The following is a 24,083-nucleotide window of genomic DNA, read 5'->3' as shown; positions in this document are numbered from 1 at the left end:
GGGCAAATATTCACTTGCCCTCTCCTTATTCACTTAAATATGTTGCACATTTTCTTGTTTCGCTAATTCATCCACAACTAACGTTACAAGATCTACAACACGACGAGAGTAGCCCCACTCGTTATCATACCAAGCAAGCACTTTCACTTTACGATCACCCATTACCATTGTAGATAAACCATCGATGATAGCTGAGTGTGTATTTGTATTAAAGTCAATAGATACTAAAGGCTCTTCGCTGAATTCTACAATGCCTTTTAACGCACCGTTTGCAACAGTTTTGAATGCATCGTTAATAGCTTCAACTGTTACATCACGTTTTACATCTACTACTAAGTCAACAAGAGACACGTTTGGTGTTGGTACACGAAGTGCCATACCATGAAGTTTTCCATTTAAATGTGGAAGAACTTTTGCTAGCGCTTTCGCAGCACCTGTCGTTGTCGGAATAATTGATTGTCCGCAAGCACGTGCTCTTCTTAAATCTTTATGTGGATTATCAATATTTTTTTGGTCATTTGTATAAGCGTGAACTGTCGTCATTAAACCGTTTTCAATTCCAAACTGCTCATCTAACACCTTCACAACAGGCGCTAAACAGTTTGTTGTACAAGATGCATTTGAAATAACAGTATGTTTTGTAATATCTAATTGGTCTTCGTTCACACCTACTACAATTGTTACATCTTCATTTTTACCAGGCGCTGTTAAAATAACTTTTTTCGCTCCAGCTTCAACGTGAAGAATTGCTTTTTCTTTTGAATTAAATTTACCAGTTGCTTCAATTACAACTTCAACACCTAAATCTGTCCAAGGCAATTCCTTTGGATCGCGGTTGTTTAAAAGGCGAATCATTTTCCCATCAACTAATAAGTGATCTTCAAATGCTTCTACTGTTCCGTCAAACTTGCCGTGAACTGTATCATATTTAATTAAATGTGCTAACGTTTCAGATGGATAGCTTGCATTGATTGCTACAATTTCGAATGCGCTTTCTTTTATTACCTGACGAAATACCATTCTCCCAATACGTCCAAATCCATTAATTGCCACACGAGTCATAATATGTTATCCCCCTTGAATGCGTTATACTATTTATCTCCAATCCCAATAATAGTATAACACAAAAAGGGGATATGTCACTAAGCATTTTCATTAATTTCACAATTTTTTAGTCAATAATGTTCCATTTCTTTAAAATCCCCTGTAATTGTGTTTTCGTTCCCATAATTGTGCCATCATTATTTATCACTTCATCTGCATGTTTCACTTTTTCTTCTAACGGCATTTGAGATTGAATACGAGCTGTTGCTTCTTCTTCTGAAAAATTATTTCGCTTCATTAAACGTTCTAATTGCGTATGTGGCTTAACTGCTACAACTAAAACGCGGTCAACGAGACTTGTTAATTTACTTTCAAATAAGAGAGGAATATCTAACACAACCGCTTGCATACCTTCTTTTATGTACATTTCTTTTTGCCTATTCATTTCCTCACGCACTGCAGGATGAACAATTTTGTTTAACTGCAATCGTTTCTCTTCATTATAGAAAACGACACTTCCTAGTTTTGGACGATTTAGTTCTCCATCTTCTTGTAATACTTCTGTTCCAAACACTTCTACAATTTTGTTATATGCTGGCTTTCCTCGTTCTACAACTTCTCGCGCAATAATATCTGCATCAATAACTGGTATATTTAGCTCGCGAAACATTTGAGATACTGTACTTTTTCCGCTTGCAATACCTCCCGTTAATCCAATTACTACTGTCATCATATAATCCTCCTCATAATAAAAGGCGCGAAACTAATGTTCCACGCCCGTACTTACATTTTCCAAATTCCAATAATAATGAGTAATACCCCAGGCAGGAATGTAAATTTTTGCAACCATTTCATATTTGATAAAACCGTTCCAAGTTTCATTCCAATAAATAAAAACAAAGAACTCATCACTGCAACTAATATCGCCATCATAGCAGGTGCATACCCTAATAAAGATGCACCAATTCCAGCACCAAATGAATCTACAGAAAGAGCGATACCAAGAAGTAACGCTTCTCCTGCAGAAATGGTGCCTGATTTATCGAAATCTGCTACAGTCGGTTTCCGTAAAATTTGAATGACTAACCCAAGCGAGGCAATCTCTAATTTCCATACCTTCTCCTCTTGCTTCGGTTCTTCTTTTTTCTCACTTCGAAAAAATTGATATAATACCCAAATTCCTATTCCAATAAGAACAAGCCCACCGATACGCGTTGCGATAACAGGTGAAAATACTTTCGCGATCATATGTCCAATTCCCATTGAAACAAGCATAACAGCCGCTGAACACATTCCGATAATTATAATTGATTTTAGTGGAATTCTTACGCTTCTTAAACCATATGTTAGCCCTACACTACAGCTATCTAAGCTTAATGTAAAAGCTAATAAAATAAGAGATAAATAAAGGTACATCGGTAAGCTCCTCCCTTATACATAGCTCTGCTGTATGTATATGACAAATGCCTATCCGATGTTATCTCTTTTCTATATTCTTGGCTGACAAATTGGGCAGTAATGCGTTCCTCTTCCACCAACAACTGTTTTTTCTAATATCGTACCGCAAGTCACACACGGTTCTCCTTTTTTTCCATATACATTTAGAAGTTCTTGGAATGAGCCAATTTGCCCTTGTGAGTTGATATACGTTCGAATTGTACTTCCGCCACGCTTCACTGCTTCGCCTAACGTTGTAACAGTCGCCTCATAAATTCGCTCAATTTCTTCTGCTGTTAAAGATGATGCTTCTCGTTCTGGATGAATTTGAGAACGGAATAAAACTTCATCTACATATATATTTCCAAGTCCTACTAAAAGACGCTGGTCTAATAATACAACTTTTATTTTACGATTTGTCTTTTGCAATCTCTCTTGTAAATACTGTGGTGTCAATTCAGCATCAAATGGCTCCGGACCTAAGTCAGCAAGAGGCATTTGATTCATTTCCTCACCTTTTTTAAAGAGATGCATCGTACCAAACTTTCTCACATCTTTATAATGTAATTCAGTTCCATCTGTAAATAAGAAACGGATGTGCGTATGCTTATCAATTGGCTCATCCTCTTGATGCAGTAAAAACTTACCTTCCATACGCAAATGTGAAACAATGACATAATTCGTTACATATAAAAGCAAAAACTTTCCTCTTCGCTTTATATTTTCAATCGTCTCGCCTTTTAGCATTTCTTTAAAGATTTCTGCATCATCTGGACGTTTTACTATTTTGGGATAGGTAACAATGACGTCTTCAATTGTTTTTCCTGTTACAAGATTTTCAAGTGTCCGTCTGACGTTTTCAACCTCTGGTAATTCAGGCATTTCATCACTTCCTTATTTTGCGTCGTACCAAGTTGGACCGTAAGAATAATCAACTTTCAGTGGAACTGCCAGTTCAATTGCATGCTCCATTACTTCTGGTACAAGCTTCTCTAATTTTTCAATTTCTTCTTTTGGCGCCTCAAATATTAATTCATCGTGTACTTGCAATAGAAGACGCGCTTGTAATCCTTCTTCTTCTAAACGATCTGCCATAATAATCATCGCTTTTTTAATAATATCTGCAGCAGTACCTTGAATTGGTGTATTCATAGCTGTACGCTCAGCAAAGCTACGCAAGTTAAAATTACGACTCGTAATTTCCGGAATGTAACGGCGGCGATTTAATAATGTAGCTACATATCCTTTTTGTTTCGCATCTTTTACGATGTCATCCATGTATTCTTGTACACCAGGGAAACTTTCTAAATATTTTTCAATAAATTCCGCTGCTGCTTTTCTTGTAATTCCTAAGTTTTGTGAAAGACCATAATCACTAATACCATACACAATTCCGAAGTTAACAGCTTTCGCTTGTCGTCTCATATTTGAAGTTACTTCATCTTTTTCAACGTCAAATACATCCATAGCTGTTTTTGTATGAATATCCATGTCATGTTGGAACGCTTCAACTAGCCCTTTATCATTTGCAATATGAGCTAATACACGAAGTTCAATTTGTGAATAATCTGCCGCGTACATAATCCATCCTTCTTCTGATGGAACGAATGCCTGACGAATCTTTCTTCCTTCTTCTAGTCGAATCGGGATATTTTGTAAGTTTGGATCCGTTGAACTTAATCGGCCTGTTTGCGTTAATACTTGATTGAAACGAGTATGGATTTTAGATGAATCTTCATGTACAACTTTTAATAACCCTTCAATATAAGTTGAATTTAGTTTCCCTAATTGACGGTAATGTAAAATGTTTGGAATAATTTCATGGTGATCCATCAGCTTGTCTAGTACATCAGCTGACGTAGAATAACCTGTTTTCGTCTTCTTAATAACCGGTAAGTTTAAATTCTCAAACAGAATCACACCAAGCTGCTTCGGTGAATTAATATTAAATTCTGTTCCTGCCAGCTTATAAATTTCCTGTTCCATTTCCTTTAATCTACCTGCAAGTTCTTCTCCCATATTACGAAGACGTTCTGTATCAACTTTTACACCTTTTACTTCCATATCAGCTAATACACGTGCAAGTGGTAATTCTAACTCTGTAAACAGTTCATATTGCTCATTCTTTTCTAACTCTTCAACGAATGTTTGCTTCACATCATATAATACATGCACTTTACGAGCTACATGCTCCGCTACTATCTCTAACTCTGGAACAGCACGCTTCGCACCTTTTCCGTAAACTTCTTCATCAGATTTCACAGCATGCGTTTCTTTCATTTTCGCTACAGTACGGAAATCTTTATCTGTATCAGCCGGATCAAGTAAGTAAGCAGCGATTAATAGATCAAAGTCAATCCCTTGCATATCTATACCGTTCCATTTCAGCGCAACGATCGCACGCTTCGCATCAAATGTATACTTTCTCATTTCTCCATCTGCAAGCCACTCTTTAAAAGCATCTGATTTAAGTGCAATGTCTGTCTGAATAAAGTAACATCCGTTTTCATTTTGAATACCGAAACCTTGAATATCTGCTTTATGATAATTATCTTCTTGTACTTCAACGATAAGCGCACTATCTTGTTGAAGCATTTCTTCTGTAACTTCTTCCACAATATCAAATGTAATATCATCTAATTCAGCTGGAGCCGTTTCTTCTGGCGTAACACCTAATTTATTTAAAAGAGATGTGAATCCTAAATTCTCGAACATTGGAATGACATCACTTGCTTCATACCCTTTATACTCCATATCATCCACATGCACTGTAATCGGCGCGTCTGTAATAATCGTTGCAAGATCTTTACTCATAAGAGCTTGATCTTTATTTGCTTCCAGCTTTTCTTTCAATTTCTTCCCGCTTACTTGATCTATATTTTCATACACTTCTTCAACCGTTCCAAACTGTGTTAACAATTTAATCGCAGTTTTTTCACCAACTCCTGGTACACCTGGAATATTATCTGATTGGTCTCCCATTAAACCTTTCATATCGATAATTTGCTTTGGTGATAAGCTGTATTTTTCAAATAAAGCTTCTTTCGTATATTCGTCTACTTCCGTAATCCCTTTTCGAGGAATACATACAAGCGTGTTATCAGAAACAAGTTGAAGTAAATCTTTATCTCCTGAAATAACTTTTACACTAGCTCCTTGTTCACTCGCTTCTTTCGCTAGCGTTCCCATAATGTCATCCGCTTCATAATTTTCTAATTCATAACGCGGTACGTTGAATGCATCGAGCATCTCACGAATAAACGGGAATTGCTCTGATAATTCAGGCGGAGTCTTTTGACGTCCTCCTTTATACTCACTATACGTTTTGTGACGGAACGTTGTTTTACCCGCATCAAATGCGACTAACATATGCGTCGGTTTTTCTTCCTCTAATATTCTCATTAACATCATTGTAAAACCGTAAATTGCGTTCGTATGTATACCCTTGTCGTTATTTAAAAGCGGTAGTGCAAAGAAAGCACGATACGCGATATTATTACCATCTACTAATACGACCTTTTTTTCCAAATCAGAAACCTCCCCATACAAATTTGAAATGATTTTTTTCACAGAAAAAAACCGTTTCTTTCCTCCCTCTATATTAACATGACTAATAGAGAGAAGAAAAATAACGGTTATTTTCTTTCATATATAAAACAGACTTATATTGGCATAAAGGGAAGTGACGAGAATAGCTTAACTATTCTCGTCCAAAATTACTCCTTGGATGAAGGGGTTTTCATGTATTATATTAACAGAGCTTTATTAATATTTAATTAAGCCATTGTTAATATATTGTAAACATCCTTCATCCTATTTTTCAGTTGCTGATTTTGGTAAAACAACTGTAAAGGTTGTCCCTTCTCCTACTTCACTATCCACTGTAATCGTACCGTGATGGGCCTCGACTAAATGCTTTACGATTGATAACCCAAGACCTGTACCACCAGTATTTCTACTTCTCGCTTTATCAACTCGGTAAAAACGTTCGAAAATACGCGGAATTTCATCTTTACTAATACCAATTCCAGTATCCGATACTTTTATATAAGCATTATATTTATCTTCTGCTAATTCTACAGAAACAACGCCTCCAGCCGGTGTATATACGATTGCGTTATTCATTAAATTAATAAAGATTTGCTGCAAACGACTTGGATCTCCAATGACAGAGACACGTTTTAATGCATTTACTTGTAAAGAGATTTCTTTTTCTCCCGCTTTATTATCAAGCACCATATGAATATCTTCAAGAAGTCCCTTCATATCAACGGTACCCATATTCAATTTAAATCCTTGTTGCTCAATCTTTGATAAATCTAATAAATCTTCAATTAATCCTTGCATACGTTCACTTTCTTTTAAAATAATGTGCAAGAAATGTTCGCAGAATTTTTTATTATCCATAGCACCGTCTAAAAGTGTTTCTGAAAAACCTTTAATAGAAGTAATCGGCGTTTTTAGTTCATGGGAAACATTCGCTAAAAAGTCTTTTCTCATTTGTTCTAACTTTTTCAGCTCAGTAATGTCATGGAATACAAGGACAATCCCTTTCCATTCATGGTTCGTCCCGATAATCGGTGCTCCATATACCTCGAAATGCTTTCGCTCAATTCCAAGTGGCAATAACATTTGTTTGCGCACTTTCACTTCTGTCATAAAGATTTCTTCCACAAGCTCTATAATTTCCGGATGATGAAACGACTCATAATATAAACGATCTAAATATTCTTCATCTGTGACGTGGAAAGTTTCCTTATACGAACGGTTTACAAGGTTGATATAACCGCGGCTATCAATTAAAATCATTCCACTTCCCATATTTTCAATTAACGTATGCAGACGATCTTGTTGCATTTCTTGCTCAAGTGTCATCTCTTGTAAATTACGAGCTAAAATATTAATCGCTTTACTTAACATTCCCGTTTCATCCGAATGACTTTCATAAGCGCGTGCTTTATAATTACCCTTCGCTAATTCGATGGCAACTTTCGTAACGGACTCAATCGGCCTAATATATTGCCCTGTAATTTTCATACCTAAAAATACGACGACGAGACAGGCAATAACGAATCCAATAATTAATAATCCCCACGTTTTTTGATGAACGTCTTTCAAAGGCTCAATTGTGCTCTTCACCAAAATGTATCCTTGTTTCCCTGCTACATCTTGCACGAACACCGCATGGTAAAATTCATTATTTTGATCTGTTTCTTTCGTAATGACTTTATTTCTTTGTTTCGTTGTTTCAGAGGAAAGTTCTTTTATTATCCCTTGGCTAAAAGCAGACGGTTCTCCCCCGCTATATTGAACTTTCTTTTTCTCATCTACAAAGGCAATAGAAGCCTGAATTTTTTCTTCTAGCTTTTTAAATATATATGGATTTTTTAAAACATCATCAAAACCTTGTTCTTCTGCTAATACCGCAACATACTCTGTCTCTTTTACCATTCTCTCTTTCGCATGATCTATATAATAGTTTTCAAACACGGTTTCCAGCAATAAACCGAGTCCGACTAAAATAAAAACAATAAGAGAAACAAATGTAAAAAGAAGCCTGGAACGAAATTTATTCATCCCCTTTTGGCTCCTCTAATTTATATCCTAAACCACGTATCGTTTTAATGTACGTCGGTTTTTTCGTATTTTGTTCAATTTTATCGCGCAAATGGCTAATATGAACGTCAACAATTCGTGTATCACCAGCGAAATCATAATTCCATACAGCACTTAATAATTGATCACGCGTTAATACGCGACTTTTATTTTTCGCAAGATAAACAAGTAGTTCAAATTCTTTTGGTGTTAATTCAAGCTTTCTTCCTTGGAAATAAGCCTCATAAAACTCCGGTAAAATTTTAAGTTCAGCAATTGTAATGCTCTCTTCATCTGACGATTCTGTAACTTGCTCTTCTTGTTGTAATTTCGTACGGCGTAAAATCGCCTTCACACGCGCGACAACTTCCCTTGGACTAAATGGCTTCGTCATATAATCATCAGCCCCAAGTTCAAGACCTAGCACCTTATCAAATTCATCATCTTTTGCTGTCAACATTAAAATCGGCGTCATAACGCGCTGCAATCGTAATTCTTTACATACTTCCATACCATCCATTTTTGGAAGCATTAAATCTAATATAATTAAATCTGGACGTTCTGTTGTCGCTTTTTGAAGCGCCATTTCTCCATCCATCGCTGTTATCACTTCAAAACCAGCTTGTTGTAAATTAAATTCGATTAAAGTTAAGATAAACTCCTCATCATCAACTACTAAAATACGATTGTTCATTCTTTTCCTCCAAGTTATAGACTTGAAACCTTCTTCATCCTAGTATTTTCCCCGTTATTCTCATCATACTAGAAAACAAGGTCCCTCTCAATATAATTGTCTATTCATGGATTCGGATTGCGCAATTAACTTGTAGTGATCCATACTTTATACACTTCTATATCTTTATTAAATTCAATACTCGTATGGATATGATATTCTCGACTTTGCGCTAAGAAAAAGATACAGCGTACGCTATTTTATAATCTAGTGTTTCATACCCATCAAATACTCTTCCATGCATTTCATTTCCAACCCCGTCCGCCCATACTTCAGCTTCTCTTATCTTTTCATCTCACCTTAAAAATCACTCCTTTCATTGACTTACATTAACAATTTATATATTATTAATGTAAATATATAGATATAAATAGTATGGAGGTCTATTATGCGACTAGTTCTACCTATTCTATCTTTAATAGTAACGTGTATTCTTACATTCAACGCCCCAAGCTGGGATACGATTAAAACAGGTTGTTCAGATTTCGCTCAAGGATTTACTGAAGGATTCTTCAACTAAAAATAGCGCTAGCCCCCTTATGAAAGGTATGCTAGCACTATTCACATTTCCATGTTTTAAAAATTATCTAATGCTTTTTCCATAATAGAGACTGATTTGTAAGGTGGCGTTACTGTTAATGAACCTTTCACAACAGTATCCCCTTTTTCATCATGAGCAGATACAAGCATATCAATTGTATGTTCCTCCTCAGAAACAGCAACAACTTCAAAGTGGATTTGTAACGTTTCATAATGGTGAACATGCTTCACGAACGTAAGGTCCTTTCTCGTAATATGACTACCTGGACCTGGTAAATATTTCGTAACTGCCGTTGTAATCATTCCAGTTAGCATAATGCTTGGTACAATCGGCTTTTCATACGGAGTTTGGGATGCGTAATCATGCTGAATATATAATGGATTGGCATCATTCGTTAACCCTAAGTACAATAACAAATCTTTATCCTCAATTTTTTCAGTGATAGATAATTTCTCTCCTACTGTAATTTCATCCATTTTACGACCAATTTGAACTTTTTTCTTTAACATGTTACAACCCCCTCCGATTTTTTCACCTTATTATCCTACTAAAAGCGATACTTGATCCGACATTTACTATGATGAGGGCAATGTATAGTATAAATCTACAGTTTCATTATAGGATATTACAAATGATAGCGTTTTCATGTTATTTCAAAAAAACATTTGTATAAATAGTAGAAAAAGATTCGGGGCCCCGAATCTTTTTCTACTTATATTTAATGATTAAACAAGAACCTTCATAACATTACGTACAGATTCTACAGAGCGATCTAACGCTTCTTTTTCATCTGCAAGAAGTTCTAATTCAATAATTTTTTCAATTCCGTTACCACCTAGAATTACTGGTACCCCTAAGTAAAGGTCACTATAACCGTATTCACCTTCAAGGTACGCAATAGCCGGTAATACACGGCGTTGATCTTTTAAGATTGCTTCTGTCATTTCAACTAAAGAAGCAGCTGGTGCGTAATATGCACTACCGTTTCCTAATAAGCCTACAATCTCGCCGCCACCTTTACGGGTACGTTCTACGATTGCTTCTAAACGCTCTTTCGGAATTAACGTTTCTAACGGAATGCCACCTGCATATGAATAACGTACAAGAGGTACCATATCGTCACCGTGTCCACCAAGAACAAATCCTGTAATGTCTTTCACAGAAAGATTTAATTCTTGTGCGATGAATGTACGGAAACGAGCTGTATCTAATACGCCCGATTGACCGATAACACGCTCTTTCGGGAATCCAGCTTCTTTAAATACAGAATATGTCATTGCATCAACTGGATTTGTTAACACAACAATAATTGCATTTGGTGAATGTTTTGCAATGTCGCGCGTAATACTTTTCATAATTTTGGAGTTTGTTACTACTAAATCATCACGGCTCATACCAGGCTTACGCGCAATACCTGCTGTAATCACAACAACGTCAGAATCAGCAGTATCTGCGTAATCAGATGTTCCAATAATGTTAGCATCAAAACCTTGTACTGGGCTCGCTTCTAACATATCTAACGCTTTCCCTTTTGTTGGATTTTCCAGCTGTGGAATGTCCACTAATACAACATCTGCAAGTTCTTTTTGTGCTAATAAGAATGCTGTTGTTGCTCCTGTAAATCCTGCACCGATGACTGAAACTTTCTTGCGTTTGATTGTCATAATTTACCCCCCACTTTAATTATGCGTTTTTGATTATCGCTACATCCATGTTTTTAATAAGTTCATTAGCGAACTCAGAACATTTCACTTCTGTTGCACCTTCCATTAAGCGTGCGAAATCATAAGTTACTACTTTTGAAGCAATTGTCTTCTCAACTGAAGCAGTTACTAATTTCGCAGCTTCGTTCCATCCTAAGTGTTCTAATAATAATACACCAGAAAGAAGAACTGAAGATGGGTTTACTTTATCTAAACCTGCATATTTTGGAGCTGTACCGTGCGTAGCTTCAAAGATAGCATGTCCAGTTACATAGTTAATGTTTGCACCAGGTGCAATACCAATTCCACCTACTTGTGCAGCAAGTGCATCAGAGATGTAGTCACCGTTTAAGTTCATTGTTGCAACAACATCGAACTCACGTGGACGAGTTAAAATTTGTTGTAAGAAGATGTCTGCAATAGAATCTTTTACGATGATTTTTCCAGCCACTTCAGCGTCTGCCATCGCTTTATTCGCTGCATCTTTACCATCTTTCTCAACGATACGATCATATTCAGCCCAAGTAAATACTTTGTCGCCGAATTCTTGTTCCGCTACTTCGTAACCCCAGTTTTTGAAAGCACCTTCTGTAAATTTCATAATGTTTCCTTTATGAACTAATGTAACAGAAGAGCGTTTTTCGTTAATTGCATATTGAATTGCAGCACGAACAAGACGCTTTGTCCCTTCTTCTGAGATTGGTTTAATACCAATACCAGATGTTTCTGGGAAGCGGATTTTATTAACACCCATTGCTTCTTTTAAGAAAGCAAGAACTTTTTCTGCTTCTGGAGATCCTTGCGCATATTCAATTCCAGCATAAATGTCTTCTGTATTTTCACGGAAAATAACCATATCAGTATCTTCCGGACGTTTTACAGGTGAAGGAACACCTTCAAAATAACGAACTGGACGTAGACATACATATAAATCTAATTCTTGACGAAGTGCTACGTTTAGAGAACGAATACCACCGCCAACTGGAGTTGTAAGTGGACCTTTAATCGCGATTAAATATTCACGAATTAAATTTAAAGTTTCTTCTGGTAACCACTCGCCTGTTTGGTTGAATGCTTTTTCCCCTGCAAGCACTTCTTTCCAAACGATTTTCTTCTCACCATCATAAGCTTTTTCAACTGCTGCTTCTAGTACACGAGATGCAGCTGCCCAAATATCAGGACCAATTCCATCTCCTTCGATAAATGGAATAATCGGATTGTTTGGTACATTCATAACACCATTAGTTACAGTAATTTTTTCACCTGTCGTCAATGTGATAACCCCCATGTTTGAAATTTCATATGTATGAAACTGAGGGAATAACCCCTCAGTTCAAACCGTTAGTCAAATTAAAATATTCTAATCATTACATCTTTCCGAAAAAATCAGACTTTTGAAAGCGTATTTTCACTATCAAAATAGTGTTATTCGCTTATCGTTGTGCAATTGGAACATACACTTGATGTGTTGGTCCATTATAATCAGCACGCGGACGGATTAAACGGTTATTTTCATATTGTTCTAGAATATGAGCTAACCAGCCTGACATACGGCTAATTGCAAAAATAGGTGTAAATAAGTCATGGTCAATTCCTAAACAATGGTATACAGAAGCTGAATAGAAATCAACATTTGGTGGAAGACCTTTTTCTTTTGTTACAATGTCTTCAATTTTGATAGACATATTATACCATTTCTCTTCTCCTAAAAGCACGCATAATCTCTTAGACATTTCGCGTAAATGTTTTGCACGTGGATCACCATGCTCATATACACGGTGGCCAAAGCCCATAATTTTCACTTTATTTTGAAGAGCATTATGAATATATGATTCTACATTTTCTTCTTCGCCAATTTCAGTTAACATCTTCATTACATTTTCATTTGCCCCGCCGTGAAGAGGACCTTTTAACGCACCGATTGCTGCTGTAATGCCAGAATATACATCTGAAAGTGTAGCTACACAAACGCGTGCAGTAAATGTAGAAGCGTTTAACTCATGATCTGCGTGAAGTACAAGTGCCTTATCAAAAGCTTCAATTTCAACTTCATTTGGCTCGCGATCATTTAACATGTACAAGAAGTTTGCAGCTAATGATAAATCATTTCTAGGCTCAACAACATCTAAACCTTTACGGATTCTTGCATAAGCAGCAACTAAAGTACCCACTTGAGCCTGTAATTTAACCGCTTTCAAATAATTGGACTTTTCATCCATAATTTCAGCGCTCTCATCGTATAATGATAGCATGGAAATTGCAGTTCGTAAAACAGACATCGGATGTGCGATTTTTAAATCTACTTGTTTCAAATATGCTAAAATCTCACCTGGAACTTTATAGTATTCCGATACAATCTCCTTAAATTTCGCTAGTTCTTGCTCGTTAGGAAGCTTGCGATGCCATAATAAGTACACCACTTCTTCAAATGTAGCATTCTCAGCTAAATCATCAATATTATACCCAACATAAGTTAATGTATCATCAATAATAGAGCTCACAGATGATGTTGTTGCTACTACCCCTTCTAAACCTCGAATAACAGTCATGACATTCTCTCCTTTTCCTGAAAATTCTCCCAACCTTGCTCCTTATATCTATTTGCTCCCCTTTTGAATTATGAACGCCCGTTCACTCTTTAGGCAAGCAAAATGCACGATCATGCAAATTTGTTGCGATGTTCCCCTCTTATTGTCCATTGTCTACATGGAAAGCATGAGCGTGAATGTCTCCCCGAATCCTCACGCTCAAAACAACAAGTTAGTGAGGAAAATGAATTCCGAAGAGTTTTATGATAAAAACAACATAAAACAATATCATTATAAAATTGTTTTATGTTGTTTTTATTTTATCTGGTGTAAAGTCTCTGCTGTTATGTAACTTTTCAAAGTTTCTAATCCTATTATAAACAATTATCTGACTTTTGTGAACAGAAAGAATTCAAAAATTTTATATTACTATAAAATTCTTTATTTAAACATCTGTATAATGCTCATAACTGCATAGGCAATTCCAGCCCCAATTAATGGACCTACAGCGACCCCATTAAATAAAGCAACTGCTATAATTGTCCCGAAAACGAGTGCAGTTGTAATATGAGGATCTGTCGTTAATAATTGTACGCCACCTTTCGCTAACAGAGCAACTGCTACCCCTGAAGCTAAAGCAATCCATGCATAATACGATTTCGCTGCTTCCCCAAGTTGTTTAAAACCTATTTCCCCCGTTGCAATCGGTACGAGTACTGCTATTGTAATAACCGTAACACCGAGGTTAATCCCTTTCGTTTGTAGATAAGGGAAGACTTTATCTCCTAGAAACGTAAATTTCAATAGAAATAACACACCAATAGCTACAGTAAGCGATTGGTTTTTCGCAATAAGTCCTATAATAAGTAGTATGAATAAAAATAACGTTGACTGACTAATCATGTTTGCACTTCCTTTCTGAAAATAATGAACTCATTTCCAAACAAAAATACCTTTAAACCTATCGTTATACATGCTATATCGATGCCTATCCAACATGAATCACTTCATTTTTTTATGCATTTTAAAATGAAAAACTGAGACTTTCACCATCAAAATGTAAGTATGTATACATTTTAAAAAACAGGCGTCTCTCCTTTCTTTTCTAATTAGAAACAGGTAAAATAAAAAGAAGAGAAAATGAAGTTTTTACCATATAGTAGAAGCATCAACAGCAAGCTTTCACAGTCACTCACATACTGAAAAAGCAGGAAAAATCCATCATTCCACTATAACATAAAGTGAAACTTTAATCAGTGGGGTACACTCGTTATAAGTTGAACGAATTAGGATAATCCAAATTGGAATGGGAGGTATACATCTTTGAATCGAAACTTACTATATATGATATTGCGACTCGTATTTGTCATTGTAGCGACGGTAGCCGGGTTCTATGCATTACTATATATGTCAGGACTTATCTATCCTTTTATTATCGCTTTCGCATTTGCTTATTTGATTAATCCTGTCGTCAATTTCCTTAATCAAAAACTACAATTTCCTCGCGCACTCGCAGTACTCGTTAGCTTAATTCTCGTATTTGGAGCTATCGTCGGACTCGTTACATATCTTGTAACAGAAGCAATATCTGCCACAACATACTTACTACAACTTGTTACAGTAAAATTTCCGGATATCGTTGCATTCGCTCAGCAGTTTGCACTTAATCATATTATGCCTCTCTACGATGATTTAATCTCTAAATTTAATCATCTTGGGGAACCGCAGCGCTATACGATTACACAAAACATTCAAAACTTAGGAACCGAAGCAACGACGCAAATGAAAGAACTTTTAACCGCTATTATAAGCGGGTTAACAAATTTCATTAGTGCACTACCAACTACTTTAACTGTACTTGTATTCGTTTTATTAGCCACTTTCTTCATTAGTTACGATTGGCATCGTCTTGCTCAGAAAGTAAGAAAGTTTTTGCCCAACCGTGTTCATGGCTATGGAAAAACTATTTTTGTGGATTTAAGAAAAGCTTTATTCGGTTTTGTTAAAGCACAACTTACACTCGTATCTATGACAACTGTTATTGTACTAATCGGACTTTTAATATTACGCGTACCATACGCCATTACTATCGCGATTATTACAGGGGTTGTAGATTTACTCCCGTATTTAGGAACAGGAGCTGTCTTCGTTCCTTGGGTTATATACGTATTTTTCACTGGCGACACTGCTTTCGCCATCGGTCTTCTCATTTTATACATCGTCGTGATTGTCCAAAGGCAAATCATGGAGCCAAAGGTACTTTCATCTAATATCGGCCTTGATCCATTAGCAACACTGATTGCTCTATTTGTCGGCTTTAAGCTCTTTGGCTTCTTAGGATTAATCATCGGTCCAGTCACCTTAGTACTACTTAATACATTACACAAAGCTCGTGTATTCCATGATTTGTGGAAATATATTAAAGGCTCACCTTCAAAATAATAGTTTCTAATTCATACACAACCAAAAACTTACATATAATCAGTGGAAATTCCCCACTGATTATTCCTTGTACTTATTTTTCATACTCATTACACACAACAAGAGAATTACCCTAAAAACAGGATGATTCTCTTGTTTTTCGCATAAAAAACGCATATTTCGTGGTATTTTTACATATTTATTCTAATAATTTTATATTTATTACTTACATTTATTACTTTTTATGTAAATGAATAAATATACAAATCGGCATAGAATGAGACTTAAACTGACCATTTACCTATTCTTATTTAACTTTTTTCATTCCAATTCATTCTTTTTTACATACAAAAACAATCTTAAGTTCAGATTCCCACTTTAAACACACTGATTCAGAGCTAATAACTCCCCAAATCACATATCCAATCGAAAAAATACACAACAAAGTAAAACTTTAATCTACAAGGATCCTATCCCGATCGATTATCAACCGTCACATTCGCCGCATATTAAAACACATCTTTCATTAACTGAACTTTAACCACCCTCTCATCCTTTTACAGACAAAAAAATAGTGCTTAGATCGCTATAATCTAAGCACTATTTCTGCACAATAATAGTTGAGTTTTTTCTAAACTTCCATTCCATCCACTTCATAACAAACGGCTTCAATAAAGCCCTCGTCATAGGGACAACAAAGATGAAACCTATTATATCCGTTACATATCCAGGAAGCACTAAAAGAATACCCCCTACAAAGATAAAAATACCATCTAAAACCGCTGCTCCTGGCATTTCTCCTCTATTCAACTTAGATTGAATCTCTCCAAGTACTTTAAACCCTTGTCTTTTCGCCAAATACACACCTACAACGCCTGTAAATACAATCATAGCGAACGTAGACCACAAACCTATTACATGACTCGATCCAATTAAGACTGTAATCTCAATAGCCGGTATTAATATAAACAAGAATAGTAACCACTTCATAGTTCTACACTCCTTTCATATCCTATCACTTTAAACACCCTCACAACGTCCATATACACCATATAAAAGCTAAACGCACTTTCCCCATCAAACTTCATAATAAACAGCTTTTAAAAGCAATTTCAGACGTTTTAAGCTAGTTTTACCTCATTTTTGTGTAAAAAAAAGAGAAGGACTCCGATCCTTCTCTCCGTATTACTTATAGCACTTCCGCATGTCCATTATAAACAATTCCGCGTGCTGCATCAACTGTTACTTCTTGGCCATTTTTTAAAGTTGCTGTTACGCCGTTTACACCAACGATAACAGGAATACCGATTGATACACCTACAACAGCCGCATGGCTTGTTAGGCCGCCTTCTTCTACAACTAGAGCAGCAGCTTTTTCAATTGCAGGAATCATATCTTTATCAGTGCTTGTTGTAACAAGGATATCACCTTCGTTTACGTTTGCTACAGCTTCAGCAGCTGTTTTCGCTACAACTACTTTACCTTTTGCAGCTTTACGACCGATCCCTTGTCCTTTAGCAACTTCTTCACCAACAACGTGGATTTTCATTAAGTTTGTTGTACCAGTTTCAGCAACCGGAACACCAGCAGTGATTACTACAGTGTCTCCAAGTCCGATTAGACCTGCATCCATACCTGTTTGAATCGCTGTATCTAACATTTCGTCAGTAGAAGCTGCGCGCTTCTCAGCCATAAATGCTTGTACACCCCAAACAAGTGCAAGACGACGTCCTACTTGCTCGTCAGATGTTACAGCTACGATTGGAGATTTTGGACGGTATTTAGAGATCATTTTCGCAGTATATCCACTTTCTGTTGGAGCTACAATTGCAGCTACATCAAGAGCAAGTGCTGTATGCGCAACAGATTGGCTAATTGCATCTGTAATTGTTGGAGTGAACTCTTTAATACGTTTTTTGAACATATCTTCATATTGTAATGATTTTTCAACACGTACTGCAATGTTAGCCATCATTGTTACTGCTTCTACCGGGTATTGTCCAGCAGCTGTTTCACCTGAAAGCATGATTGCGTCTGTACCATCGAAGATTGCGTTAGCTACGTCACTTGCTTCCGCACGAGTTGGACGTGGGTTACGTTGCATAGAATCTAACATTTGTGTTGCAGTAATAACTGGTTTACCTAACACGTTACATTTTTTGATTAGACGTTTTTGTACTAATGGTACTTCTTCTGGTGGAATTTCTACACCCATATCACCACGAGCTACCATTAAACCGTCAGAAACCTCTAAGATTGAATCGATGTTGTCGATACCCTCTTGGTTTTCGATTTTTGGTACGATTTGGATGTATTGAGCGTTATGCTCTTCTAGTAATTCACGGATTTCTAATACGTCAGCTGCTTTACGTACGAATGAAGCTGCGATGAAATCAACTTTTTGCTCGATACCGAAGATGATATCTTTTACGTCTTTTTCAGTGATACCAGGAAGCTTAATGCTTACGTTTGGTACGTTAACACCTTTTTTATTTTTTACAGTTCCGCTGTTAAGAACTTTTGTACGGATGTTTCCGTCAGCTTTTTCGATTACTTCTAGCTCGATAAGACCGTCATCGATTAGAATACGAGAACCTGGGTTTACATCGTCATAAAGACCAGCATAAGATACAGAGAACTTCTCTGCAGTACCTAATACTTGCTCAGTAGAAATAACTACTTCTGCACCTGTTACAAGCTCAGCTTGTCCGTCTACGAAGTCGTGAGTACGGATTTCTGGACCTTTTGTATCAAGTAAGATACCAACTGTTTTACCAGTTTTCTTTGAAGCTTCACGAATGTTTTTAATACGAGCGCCGTGTTCTTCATGGCTACCATGAGAGAAGTTTAAACGAGCAACGTTCATACCTGCTTCGATTAATTGCTCTAATTTTTCAATACTTTCACTAGCAGGACCTATAGTACATACAATTTTAGTTTTACGCATATTGCACCTCCGAAAATTATGAAACCGTTCCCAAATATCCGACATTACGCCGATTAGATGGATAATTCTTTAGATAATTGATACATATCTTTATCGATTGTATGCTTTTGAGCTAACGCTTCGATAATATCATGATCAACAAGTTTGTTATCTTGAATACCTACACAACGTCCACCTTTACCAGCAATTAATAATTCAACTGCTCTTGCACCAAGACGGCTTGCTAATACACGGTCTTGTGCACTTGGTGATCCACCACGTTGTACGTGACCTAATACAGTTACGCGAGTATCAAAGTTTGTTGCTTCTTCAATGTGCTTACCGATGTCAATTGCACTTCCAACACCTTCAGCTACAACGATAATACTGTGTTTTTTACCACGTTCACTACCGCGCTTCAGACGAGCGATAACATCTTCCATGTCATACTCTTCTTCTGGAATTAAGATTGTTTCCGCACCATCAGCTAAACCAGCCCATAATGCGATATCACCAGCGTGACGTCCCATTACTTCGATAACATATGTACGTTCATGAGATGTAGCTGTGTCACGAATTTTATCAATTGCATCAATAACAGTGTTTAAAGCTGTATCGAAACCAATTGTGAAGTCTGTTCCAGGGATATCATTGTCAATTGTACCTGGTACACCAACACATGGGAATCCTTGTTCAGTTAATTTTTTAGCGCCTTGGTAAGAACCATCTCCACCAATAACAACAAGTCCTTCGATACCGTGTTTCTTTAATTGCTCGATACCTTTTAGTCGTACTTCTGGGTCTTTAAACTCAGGACATCTTGCTGTATATAATTTCGTACCACCGCGGTGGATAATATCGCCAACAGAACCTAGTTCTAATTTTTCAATGTGACCAGAAATTAATCCAGCGTATCCATGGTAAATACCATATACTTCAATATCATGGAAAATCGCTTTACGAACAACTGCACGAATGGCAGCATTCATACCAGGTGAATCTCCACCACTTGTTAATACACCAATACGTTTCATTTGTACTCACCTCATAAAGATTATTTGCCTTATAATAAAATAACACGAAAAAATATAAAAATACAATGGAGAAGATGTGTCTTTTCATAATAAAAACGTGCATTCGCGAAGTGGAACGCACGCTTTTCTTATTTTATCCAAATGGAAGCGTTTGAAAACGAAACTTGCCCAATTTTCATATATTTTTCATAACGTTTTTCGATTAATTCATCTTTCGAAATTCCGTTTAATTGTTCAAAAGTTTTTCTAAGCATTAAATCTATATTTTCTGACTGTTTTAAAACATTACGGTGTGCTCCACCTTTTGCCTCTGGAATAATTTCGTCAATTACACCTAATTCTTTCAAATCTGCCGCTGTAATTCTCATCGCCTCTGCAGCTTCCTTTGCTTTCCCTGCATCTTTCCAAAGAATTGCTGCTGCACCCTCTGGTGTAATAACAGAATAAGTGGAATTTTCTAGCATATGAATGTAATCTCCTACTCCAAGACCTAGCGCACCACCACTACCACCTTCGCCGATAACGATACAAATAACAGGCACCGTTAAGCCTGCCATTTCAAATAAATTGCGGGCGATCGCTTCACTTTGACCACGTTCTTCAGCAGCTTTACCAGGATAAGCTCCTTTCGTATCAATAAAACAAATAATTGGACGATTGAACTTTTCCGCCTGCTTCATTAAACGCAATGCTTTTCGATATCCTTCTGGGTGAGGCATCCCAAAATTACGGCGAATATTTTCTTTCGTATCTTTTCCGCGTTGATGCCCGATTACAGTTACAGGCATCCCTTTATACTTCGCAATGCCGCCGACAATCGCTGCATCATCGCCAAAGAGACGATCTCCATGACATTCAAAAAAATCAGTAAATAAGTGCTCAATATAATCGAGCGTTGTCGGTCGTTCTGCATGACGAGCAATTTGAACACGGTCCCATACTTTCATATTGCCGTATATATCTTCCTCTAAATTTTCTAGCTTGTCTTCCAAAATACGAATCTCCTCACTGAAGTCCATCTGGCTGTTTTTCGTATAGTCTTTCAGTTCACGAATCTTATTTCTTAGCTCAACAACTGGTTTCTCAAATTCTAGCTCTGCCATACAGCCATTTCCCCTCCTTGATGAACTTCTAAAATCTTACGAAGCGATTCTCTCATATCATCACGATGTACCACCGCATCTAATTGACCATGTTCTAGTAAGAATTCTGCCGTTTGGAAATCTTCCGGTAGTTTCTCACGCACCGTTTGTTCAATTACACGTCTACCAGCAAATCCGATCAGCGCCCCTGGTTCTGCAAGATTATAATCACCAAGTGAAGCGAAACTCGCTGAAACCCCGCCCGTCGTTGGGTGAGTCATAACAGAAATAAATAATCCTCCTGCATTACTATGCTTTTTCAAAGCTACGCTTGTTTTTGCCATTTGCATTAAACTTAATATCCCTTCTTGCATACGGGCACCACCCGAAGCAGTAAAGATAATAAATGGAACTTGTAAGTCGTATGCCTTTTCAACCGCACGGGCAATTTTTTCTCCTACAACAGAGCCCATGCTCCCCATTCGAAAACGAGAATCCATTACTGCAACAACAACAAGCATGTCATCAATTGTTCCTTCACCAGTTACAACCGCTTCGTTCAAGTCAGTCTTCTTACGATCGCTCTCTAGTTTCTCTTCATAATCTGGAAACTCGAGTGGATTTAATGAAACCATTTCTTTGTCATACTCACGGAATGACCCTTCGTCCAATATACTATCAAGACGTTCCCATGCATTCATAGGATGATGATATCCACAATTCACACATACTTTTAAATTTTTTAGAAGCTCTTTCGTATACATGATTTTTTTACATTTCGGACATTTTGTCATAACGCCGTCTGGTACATCTTTTCGTACTTGTTCTGAAGGTATTGCAGCGTACTTTTTCTTTTTCACGAATAAATCTCTTAGCACAATTTGACCCCCTTCGTTGAGAGCTAAGGTTAGCGTAAGAAGAAAATTGGGCTAACACCAAAGTTTGATGTTAGCCTTATCTTCTCAATCTGTCTAATAACCTCACTCTTTACGTTTAACTTTAACCGCTACGCGATAGAATGTTTGTCATAACGTGTCATGGTCATTTCGACAAATTTTATACATTACGAGTGAAACTGTATATTCTCTACTAATTCATCGTAAATTTTTAGTGCATCATTTTCTTGTTTTTCTTCCAAAATAGCGTAAAGCTTTCTATACATATCGATAGAATCTCCTGAAACTTTACAAGAAAGCGTTGATACGTAATCATTTACGATCATCCAAATGCGATATAGTAAATAATTATCGACTTGTTCAATAAGTGTTTTAAAGAACGTTTGGTGAAGCATTGGAACTGAGTTTTCATTTCCTTCAAGCACTTGATGTAATTTACTTAGCACTTTAGAAAACATTTCTTTCGGTAAATTACATACAATTCGAATCATATCTTTCTCAAGCAATCGTTTTGTTTGTAATAAATCACGAATTGTTTTCTCATCTTGCAGCAAGAACGGAGCAATCAATTGTACAAGACCGTTATCGTAAAAGTTTCGAATAAACGTCCCTTCACCACGTCTCGTTTCAATTAATCCTACAAGTTCTAAAGCACGCAACGCTTCTCTTACAGAGGAACGTCCTACGTTTAAACGTGAACTTAACTCACGCTCAGACGGCAAACGATCCCCTGCTACCAATCCATCCTCTTCCATAATGGAACGGATTTTTTTTACAATTTCGAGATATACTTTTGTATTTGATGATGTCAATGGAAATTCCTCGCTTATTCTTTACCAATCAGCGCTAATTGTTTTGTTTTCTCAGCAACTTCATTTGGATCTACTTGACGGCGAGCTACTCCTGTCTCCATTGCAGCTTTTGCAACGTAAGCTGCTACTTGAGGCGCTACACGCGCGTCAAATGGTGCTGGAATGATATAGTCTGCATTTAACTCATCTTCTGCTACAAGCTCAGCAATAGCTTGTACAGCTGCCATCTTCATTTCTTCGTTAATTTGTGTCGCATGTACGTCAAGTGCACCGCGGAAAATACCAGGGAACGCTAGTACATTATTTACTTGGTTTGCGAAGTCAGAACGACCCGTTCCAACAACAGCTGCGCCCGCTGCTTTTGCCAATTCTGGCATAATTTCTGGAACTGGATTCGCCATTGCAAAAATAATTGCATCGTCATTCATTGTACGAACCATCTCTTCTGTTAATGCACCTTCTGCAGATACACCAATGAATACGTCCGCACCTTGTACAACATCAGCTAAAGAACCTTCGATACGATTCTTATTTGTATATTTTGCCACTTCATCCTTCACCGGATTCATACCTGTAGGACGACCATCATAGATTGCCCCTTTACGGTCACACATAATAATGTCGCGTACGCCATAGCGATATAAAAGTTTAATAATTGCAATACCTGCTGCACCTGCGCCATTTGCGACAACTTTAATGTCAGACATTTTCTTTCCAACTAGTTTTAGCGCGTTCACAAGACCCGCTACTGTTACGATAGCTGTTCCGTGTTGATCATCATGGAAGATAGGAATATTTGTTTCTTTTTTCAAACGTTCTTCAATAATGAAGCAGTTTGGTGCTGCGATATCCTCTAAGTTAACGCCGCCAAAAGTTGGCTCCATTAATTTTACAGTTTCAACAATTTTATCTACATCGTTTGTATTTAAGGCAATTGGGAATGCATCTACACCAGCAAAGCTCTTGAATAATACAGCTTTACCTTCCATTACTGGAAGAGATGCTTCAGGTCCGATGTTACCAAGACCAAGTACAGCCGTTCCATCTGTCACAACTGCTACCATATTTCCCTTCATTGTATATTCATATACCTTACTTTTATCGTCATAAATTTCTTTACAAGGTTCTGCAACCCCTGGAGAATATGCAAGACTTAAATCTTTTGCATTTTCTACTTTTACTTTTGATACAGTTTCTAATTTTCCTTGATGCACTTTATGCATGTGAAGTGCTTCTTCACGAAGTGTTGACAAACTATCCACTCTCCTCAAATTATTCTTGCTGATATCAATTTCTCCAAGTGGTCTGACCACGAACACTACTACTATAAT

21 protein-coding genes are annotated in these 24,083 nt (G+C 37.0%); 2 read left to right on the top strand and 19 right to left on the bottom strand.

Going from position 1 to position 24,083, the window contains the following annotated elements; translation table 11 throughout:
• Nucleotides 1-33 precede the first annotated feature (33 nt).
• The 7 genes from QCI73_RS04715 to phoP form a co-directional block, all read right to left on the bottom strand.
• The gene (locus QCI73_RS04715; RefSeq protein ID WP_353822582.1) at nucleotides 34-1,062 is read right to left on the bottom strand and encodes a glyceraldehyde-3-phosphate dehydrogenase; all 1,029 of its coding nucleotides are present in this window, start codon (nucleotides 1,060-1,062) and stop codon (nucleotides 34-36) included.
• A 109-nt stretch (nucleotides 1,063-1,171) separates the two neighbouring features.
• Entirely contained in the window at nucleotides 1,172-1,774 is a 603-nt protein-coding gene (coaE, locus tag QCI73_RS04710; RefSeq protein WP_353822581.1) for a dephospho-CoA kinase, read from the bottom strand.
• Nucleotides 1,775-1,827: 53 nt separating this feature from the next.
• Nucleotides 1,828-2,460, bottom strand: a complete 633-nt coding sequence (ytaF, locus tag QCI73_RS04705; protein ID WP_242299341.1) for a sporulation membrane protein YtaF — start codon at nucleotides 2,458-2,460, stop codon at nucleotides 1,828-1,830.
• A gap of 72 nt (nucleotides 2,461-2,532) precedes the next feature.
• Entirely contained in the window at nucleotides 2,533-3,363 is an 831-nt protein-coding gene (gene mutM, locus QCI73_RS04700) for a DNA-formamidopyrimidine glycosylase (RefSeq protein ID WP_353822580.1), read from the bottom strand.
• 12 nt (nucleotides 3,364-3,375) lie between these two features.
• Complete coding sequence (gene polA, locus QCI73_RS04695) at nucleotides 3,376-6,009, bottom strand: DNA polymerase I (RefSeq protein ID WP_353822579.1); 2,634 nt, start codon at nucleotides 6,007-6,009, stop codon at nucleotides 3,376-3,378.
• 285 nt (nucleotides 6,010-6,294) lie between these two features.
• Nucleotides 6,295-8,058 (bottom strand): sensory box histidine kinase PhoR, encoded by a 1,764-nt coding sequence (phoR, locus tag QCI73_RS04690; protein WP_048557715.1) that lies wholly within the window; start codon nucleotides 8,056-8,058, stop codon nucleotides 6,295-6,297.
• Nucleotides 8,051-8,770, bottom strand: coding sequence for a two-component system response regulator PhoP (phoP, locus tag QCI73_RS04685; protein WP_001065225.1), 720 nt, complete (start codon nucleotides 8,768-8,770; stop codon nucleotides 8,051-8,053). Before phoP ends, phoR begins: the two co-directional genes overlap by 8 nt.
• 427 nt (nucleotides 8,771-9,197) lie before the next feature.
• On the opposite strand from phoP, the gene QCI73_RS04680 reads away from it, so the two are divergent.
• Nucleotides 9,198-9,329: a hypothetical protein gene (locus QCI73_RS04680; protein WP_016718644.1), complete on the top strand. Its 132-nt coding sequence runs from the start codon at nucleotides 9,198-9,200 to the stop codon at nucleotides 9,327-9,329.
• A 56-nt stretch (nucleotides 9,330-9,385) separates the two neighbouring features.
• On the opposite strand, the gene QCI73_RS04675 is transcribed toward QCI73_RS04680, so the two are convergent.
• The 5 genes from QCI73_RS04675 to QCI73_RS04655 form a co-directional block, all read right to left on the bottom strand.
• Nucleotides 9,386-9,859, bottom strand: coding sequence for a MaoC family dehydratase (locus tag QCI73_RS04675; protein ID WP_000914178.1), 474 nt, complete (start codon nucleotides 9,857-9,859; stop codon nucleotides 9,386-9,388).
• A gap of 216 nt (nucleotides 9,860-10,075) precedes the next feature.
• Nucleotides 10,076-11,014 (bottom strand): malate dehydrogenase, encoded by a 939-nt coding sequence (gene mdh / locus QCI73_RS04670; RefSeq protein WP_353822578.1) that lies wholly within the window; start codon nucleotides 11,012-11,014, stop codon nucleotides 10,076-10,078.
• A gap of 19 nt (nucleotides 11,015-11,033) precedes the next feature.
• Nucleotides 11,034-12,326 carry an NADP-dependent isocitrate dehydrogenase gene (gene icd, locus QCI73_RS04665; RefSeq protein WP_000206898.1) on the bottom strand — a complete coding sequence of 431 codons (1,293 nt, stop codon included), beginning with the start codon at nucleotides 12,324-12,326 and terminating at the stop codon, nucleotides 11,034-11,036.
• Between the two features lie 160 nt (nucleotides 12,327-12,486).
• Nucleotides 12,487-13,635: a citrate synthase gene (gene citZ, locus QCI73_RS04660; protein ID WP_138321022.1), complete on the bottom strand. Its 1,149-nt coding sequence runs from the start codon at nucleotides 13,633-13,635 to the stop codon at nucleotides 12,487-12,489.
• Nucleotides 13,636-14,022: 387 nt separating this feature from the next.
• On the bottom strand, nucleotides 14,023-14,484 hold the full coding sequence (locus tag QCI73_RS04655) for a DUF441 domain-containing protein (protein WP_000625507.1): 462 nt from the start codon (nucleotides 14,482-14,484) through the stop codon (nucleotides 14,023-14,025).
• Between the two features lie 420 nt (nucleotides 14,485-14,904).
• Here QCI73_RS04655 and ytvI point away from each other — a divergent pair, with 420 nt between their 5' ends.
• Nucleotides 14,905-16,023, top strand: a complete 1,119-nt coding sequence (gene ytvI / locus QCI73_RS04650) for a sporulation integral membrane protein YtvI (protein WP_001081397.1) — start codon at nucleotides 14,905-14,907, stop codon at nucleotides 16,021-16,023.
• A gap of 579 nt (nucleotides 16,024-16,602) precedes the next feature.
• Here the strand turns inward: ytvI and QCI73_RS04645 are convergent.
• From QCI73_RS04645 to ystJ, 7 genes are all read right to left on the bottom strand, one after another.
• Nucleotides 16,603-16,992 (bottom strand): FxsA family protein, encoded by a 390-nt coding sequence (locus QCI73_RS04645; RefSeq protein WP_000871625.1) that lies wholly within the window; start codon nucleotides 16,990-16,992, stop codon nucleotides 16,603-16,605.
• A 199-nt stretch (nucleotides 16,993-17,191) separates the two neighbouring features.
• Entirely contained in the window at nucleotides 17,192-18,949 is a 1,758-nt protein-coding gene (gene pyk / locus QCI73_RS04640; protein ID WP_001232661.1) for a pyruvate kinase, read from the bottom strand.
• A gap of 53 nt (nucleotides 18,950-19,002) precedes the next feature.
• Nucleotides 19,003-19,962, bottom strand: coding sequence for a 6-phosphofructokinase (pfkA, locus tag QCI73_RS04635; protein ID WP_000821163.1), 960 nt, complete (start codon nucleotides 19,960-19,962; stop codon nucleotides 19,003-19,005).
• A 128-nt stretch (nucleotides 19,963-20,090) separates the two neighbouring features.
• Entirely contained in the window at nucleotides 20,091-21,065 is a 975-nt protein-coding gene (accA, locus tag QCI73_RS04630) for an acetyl-CoA carboxylase carboxyl transferase subunit alpha (protein ID WP_000818794.1), read from the bottom strand.
• The gene (gene accD / locus QCI73_RS04625; RefSeq protein WP_000942861.1) at nucleotides 21,053-21,922 is read right to left on the bottom strand and encodes an acetyl-CoA carboxylase, carboxyltransferase subunit beta; all 870 of its coding nucleotides are present in this window, start codon (nucleotides 21,920-21,922) and stop codon (nucleotides 21,053-21,055) included. Before accD ends, accA begins: the two co-directional genes overlap by 13 nt.
• A 185-nt stretch (nucleotides 21,923-22,107) precedes the next feature.
• The gene (locus QCI73_RS04620) at nucleotides 22,108-22,752 is read right to left on the bottom strand and encodes a FadR/GntR family transcriptional regulator (RefSeq protein ID WP_000204431.1); all 645 of its coding nucleotides are present in this window, start codon (nucleotides 22,750-22,752) and stop codon (nucleotides 22,108-22,110) included.
• 14 nt (nucleotides 22,753-22,766) lie between these two features.
• Entirely contained in the window at nucleotides 22,767-23,975 is a 1,209-nt protein-coding gene (gene ystJ, locus QCI73_RS04615; protein WP_001970845.1) for an NADP-dependent malic enzyme, read from the bottom strand.
• Between the last annotated feature and the right edge of the window lie 108 nt (nucleotides 23,976-24,083).

This window comes from Bacillus cereus group sp. MG16, assembly GCF_040459875.1.
In the GTDB taxonomy this organism is placed as follows: domain Bacteria; phylum Bacillota; class Bacilli; order Bacillales; family Bacillaceae_G; genus Bacillus_A; species Bacillus_A paranthracis.
The sequence above is the reverse complement of the archived record's forward strand: the minus strand, read 5'-3'. Positions and strand labels throughout refer to the sequence as shown.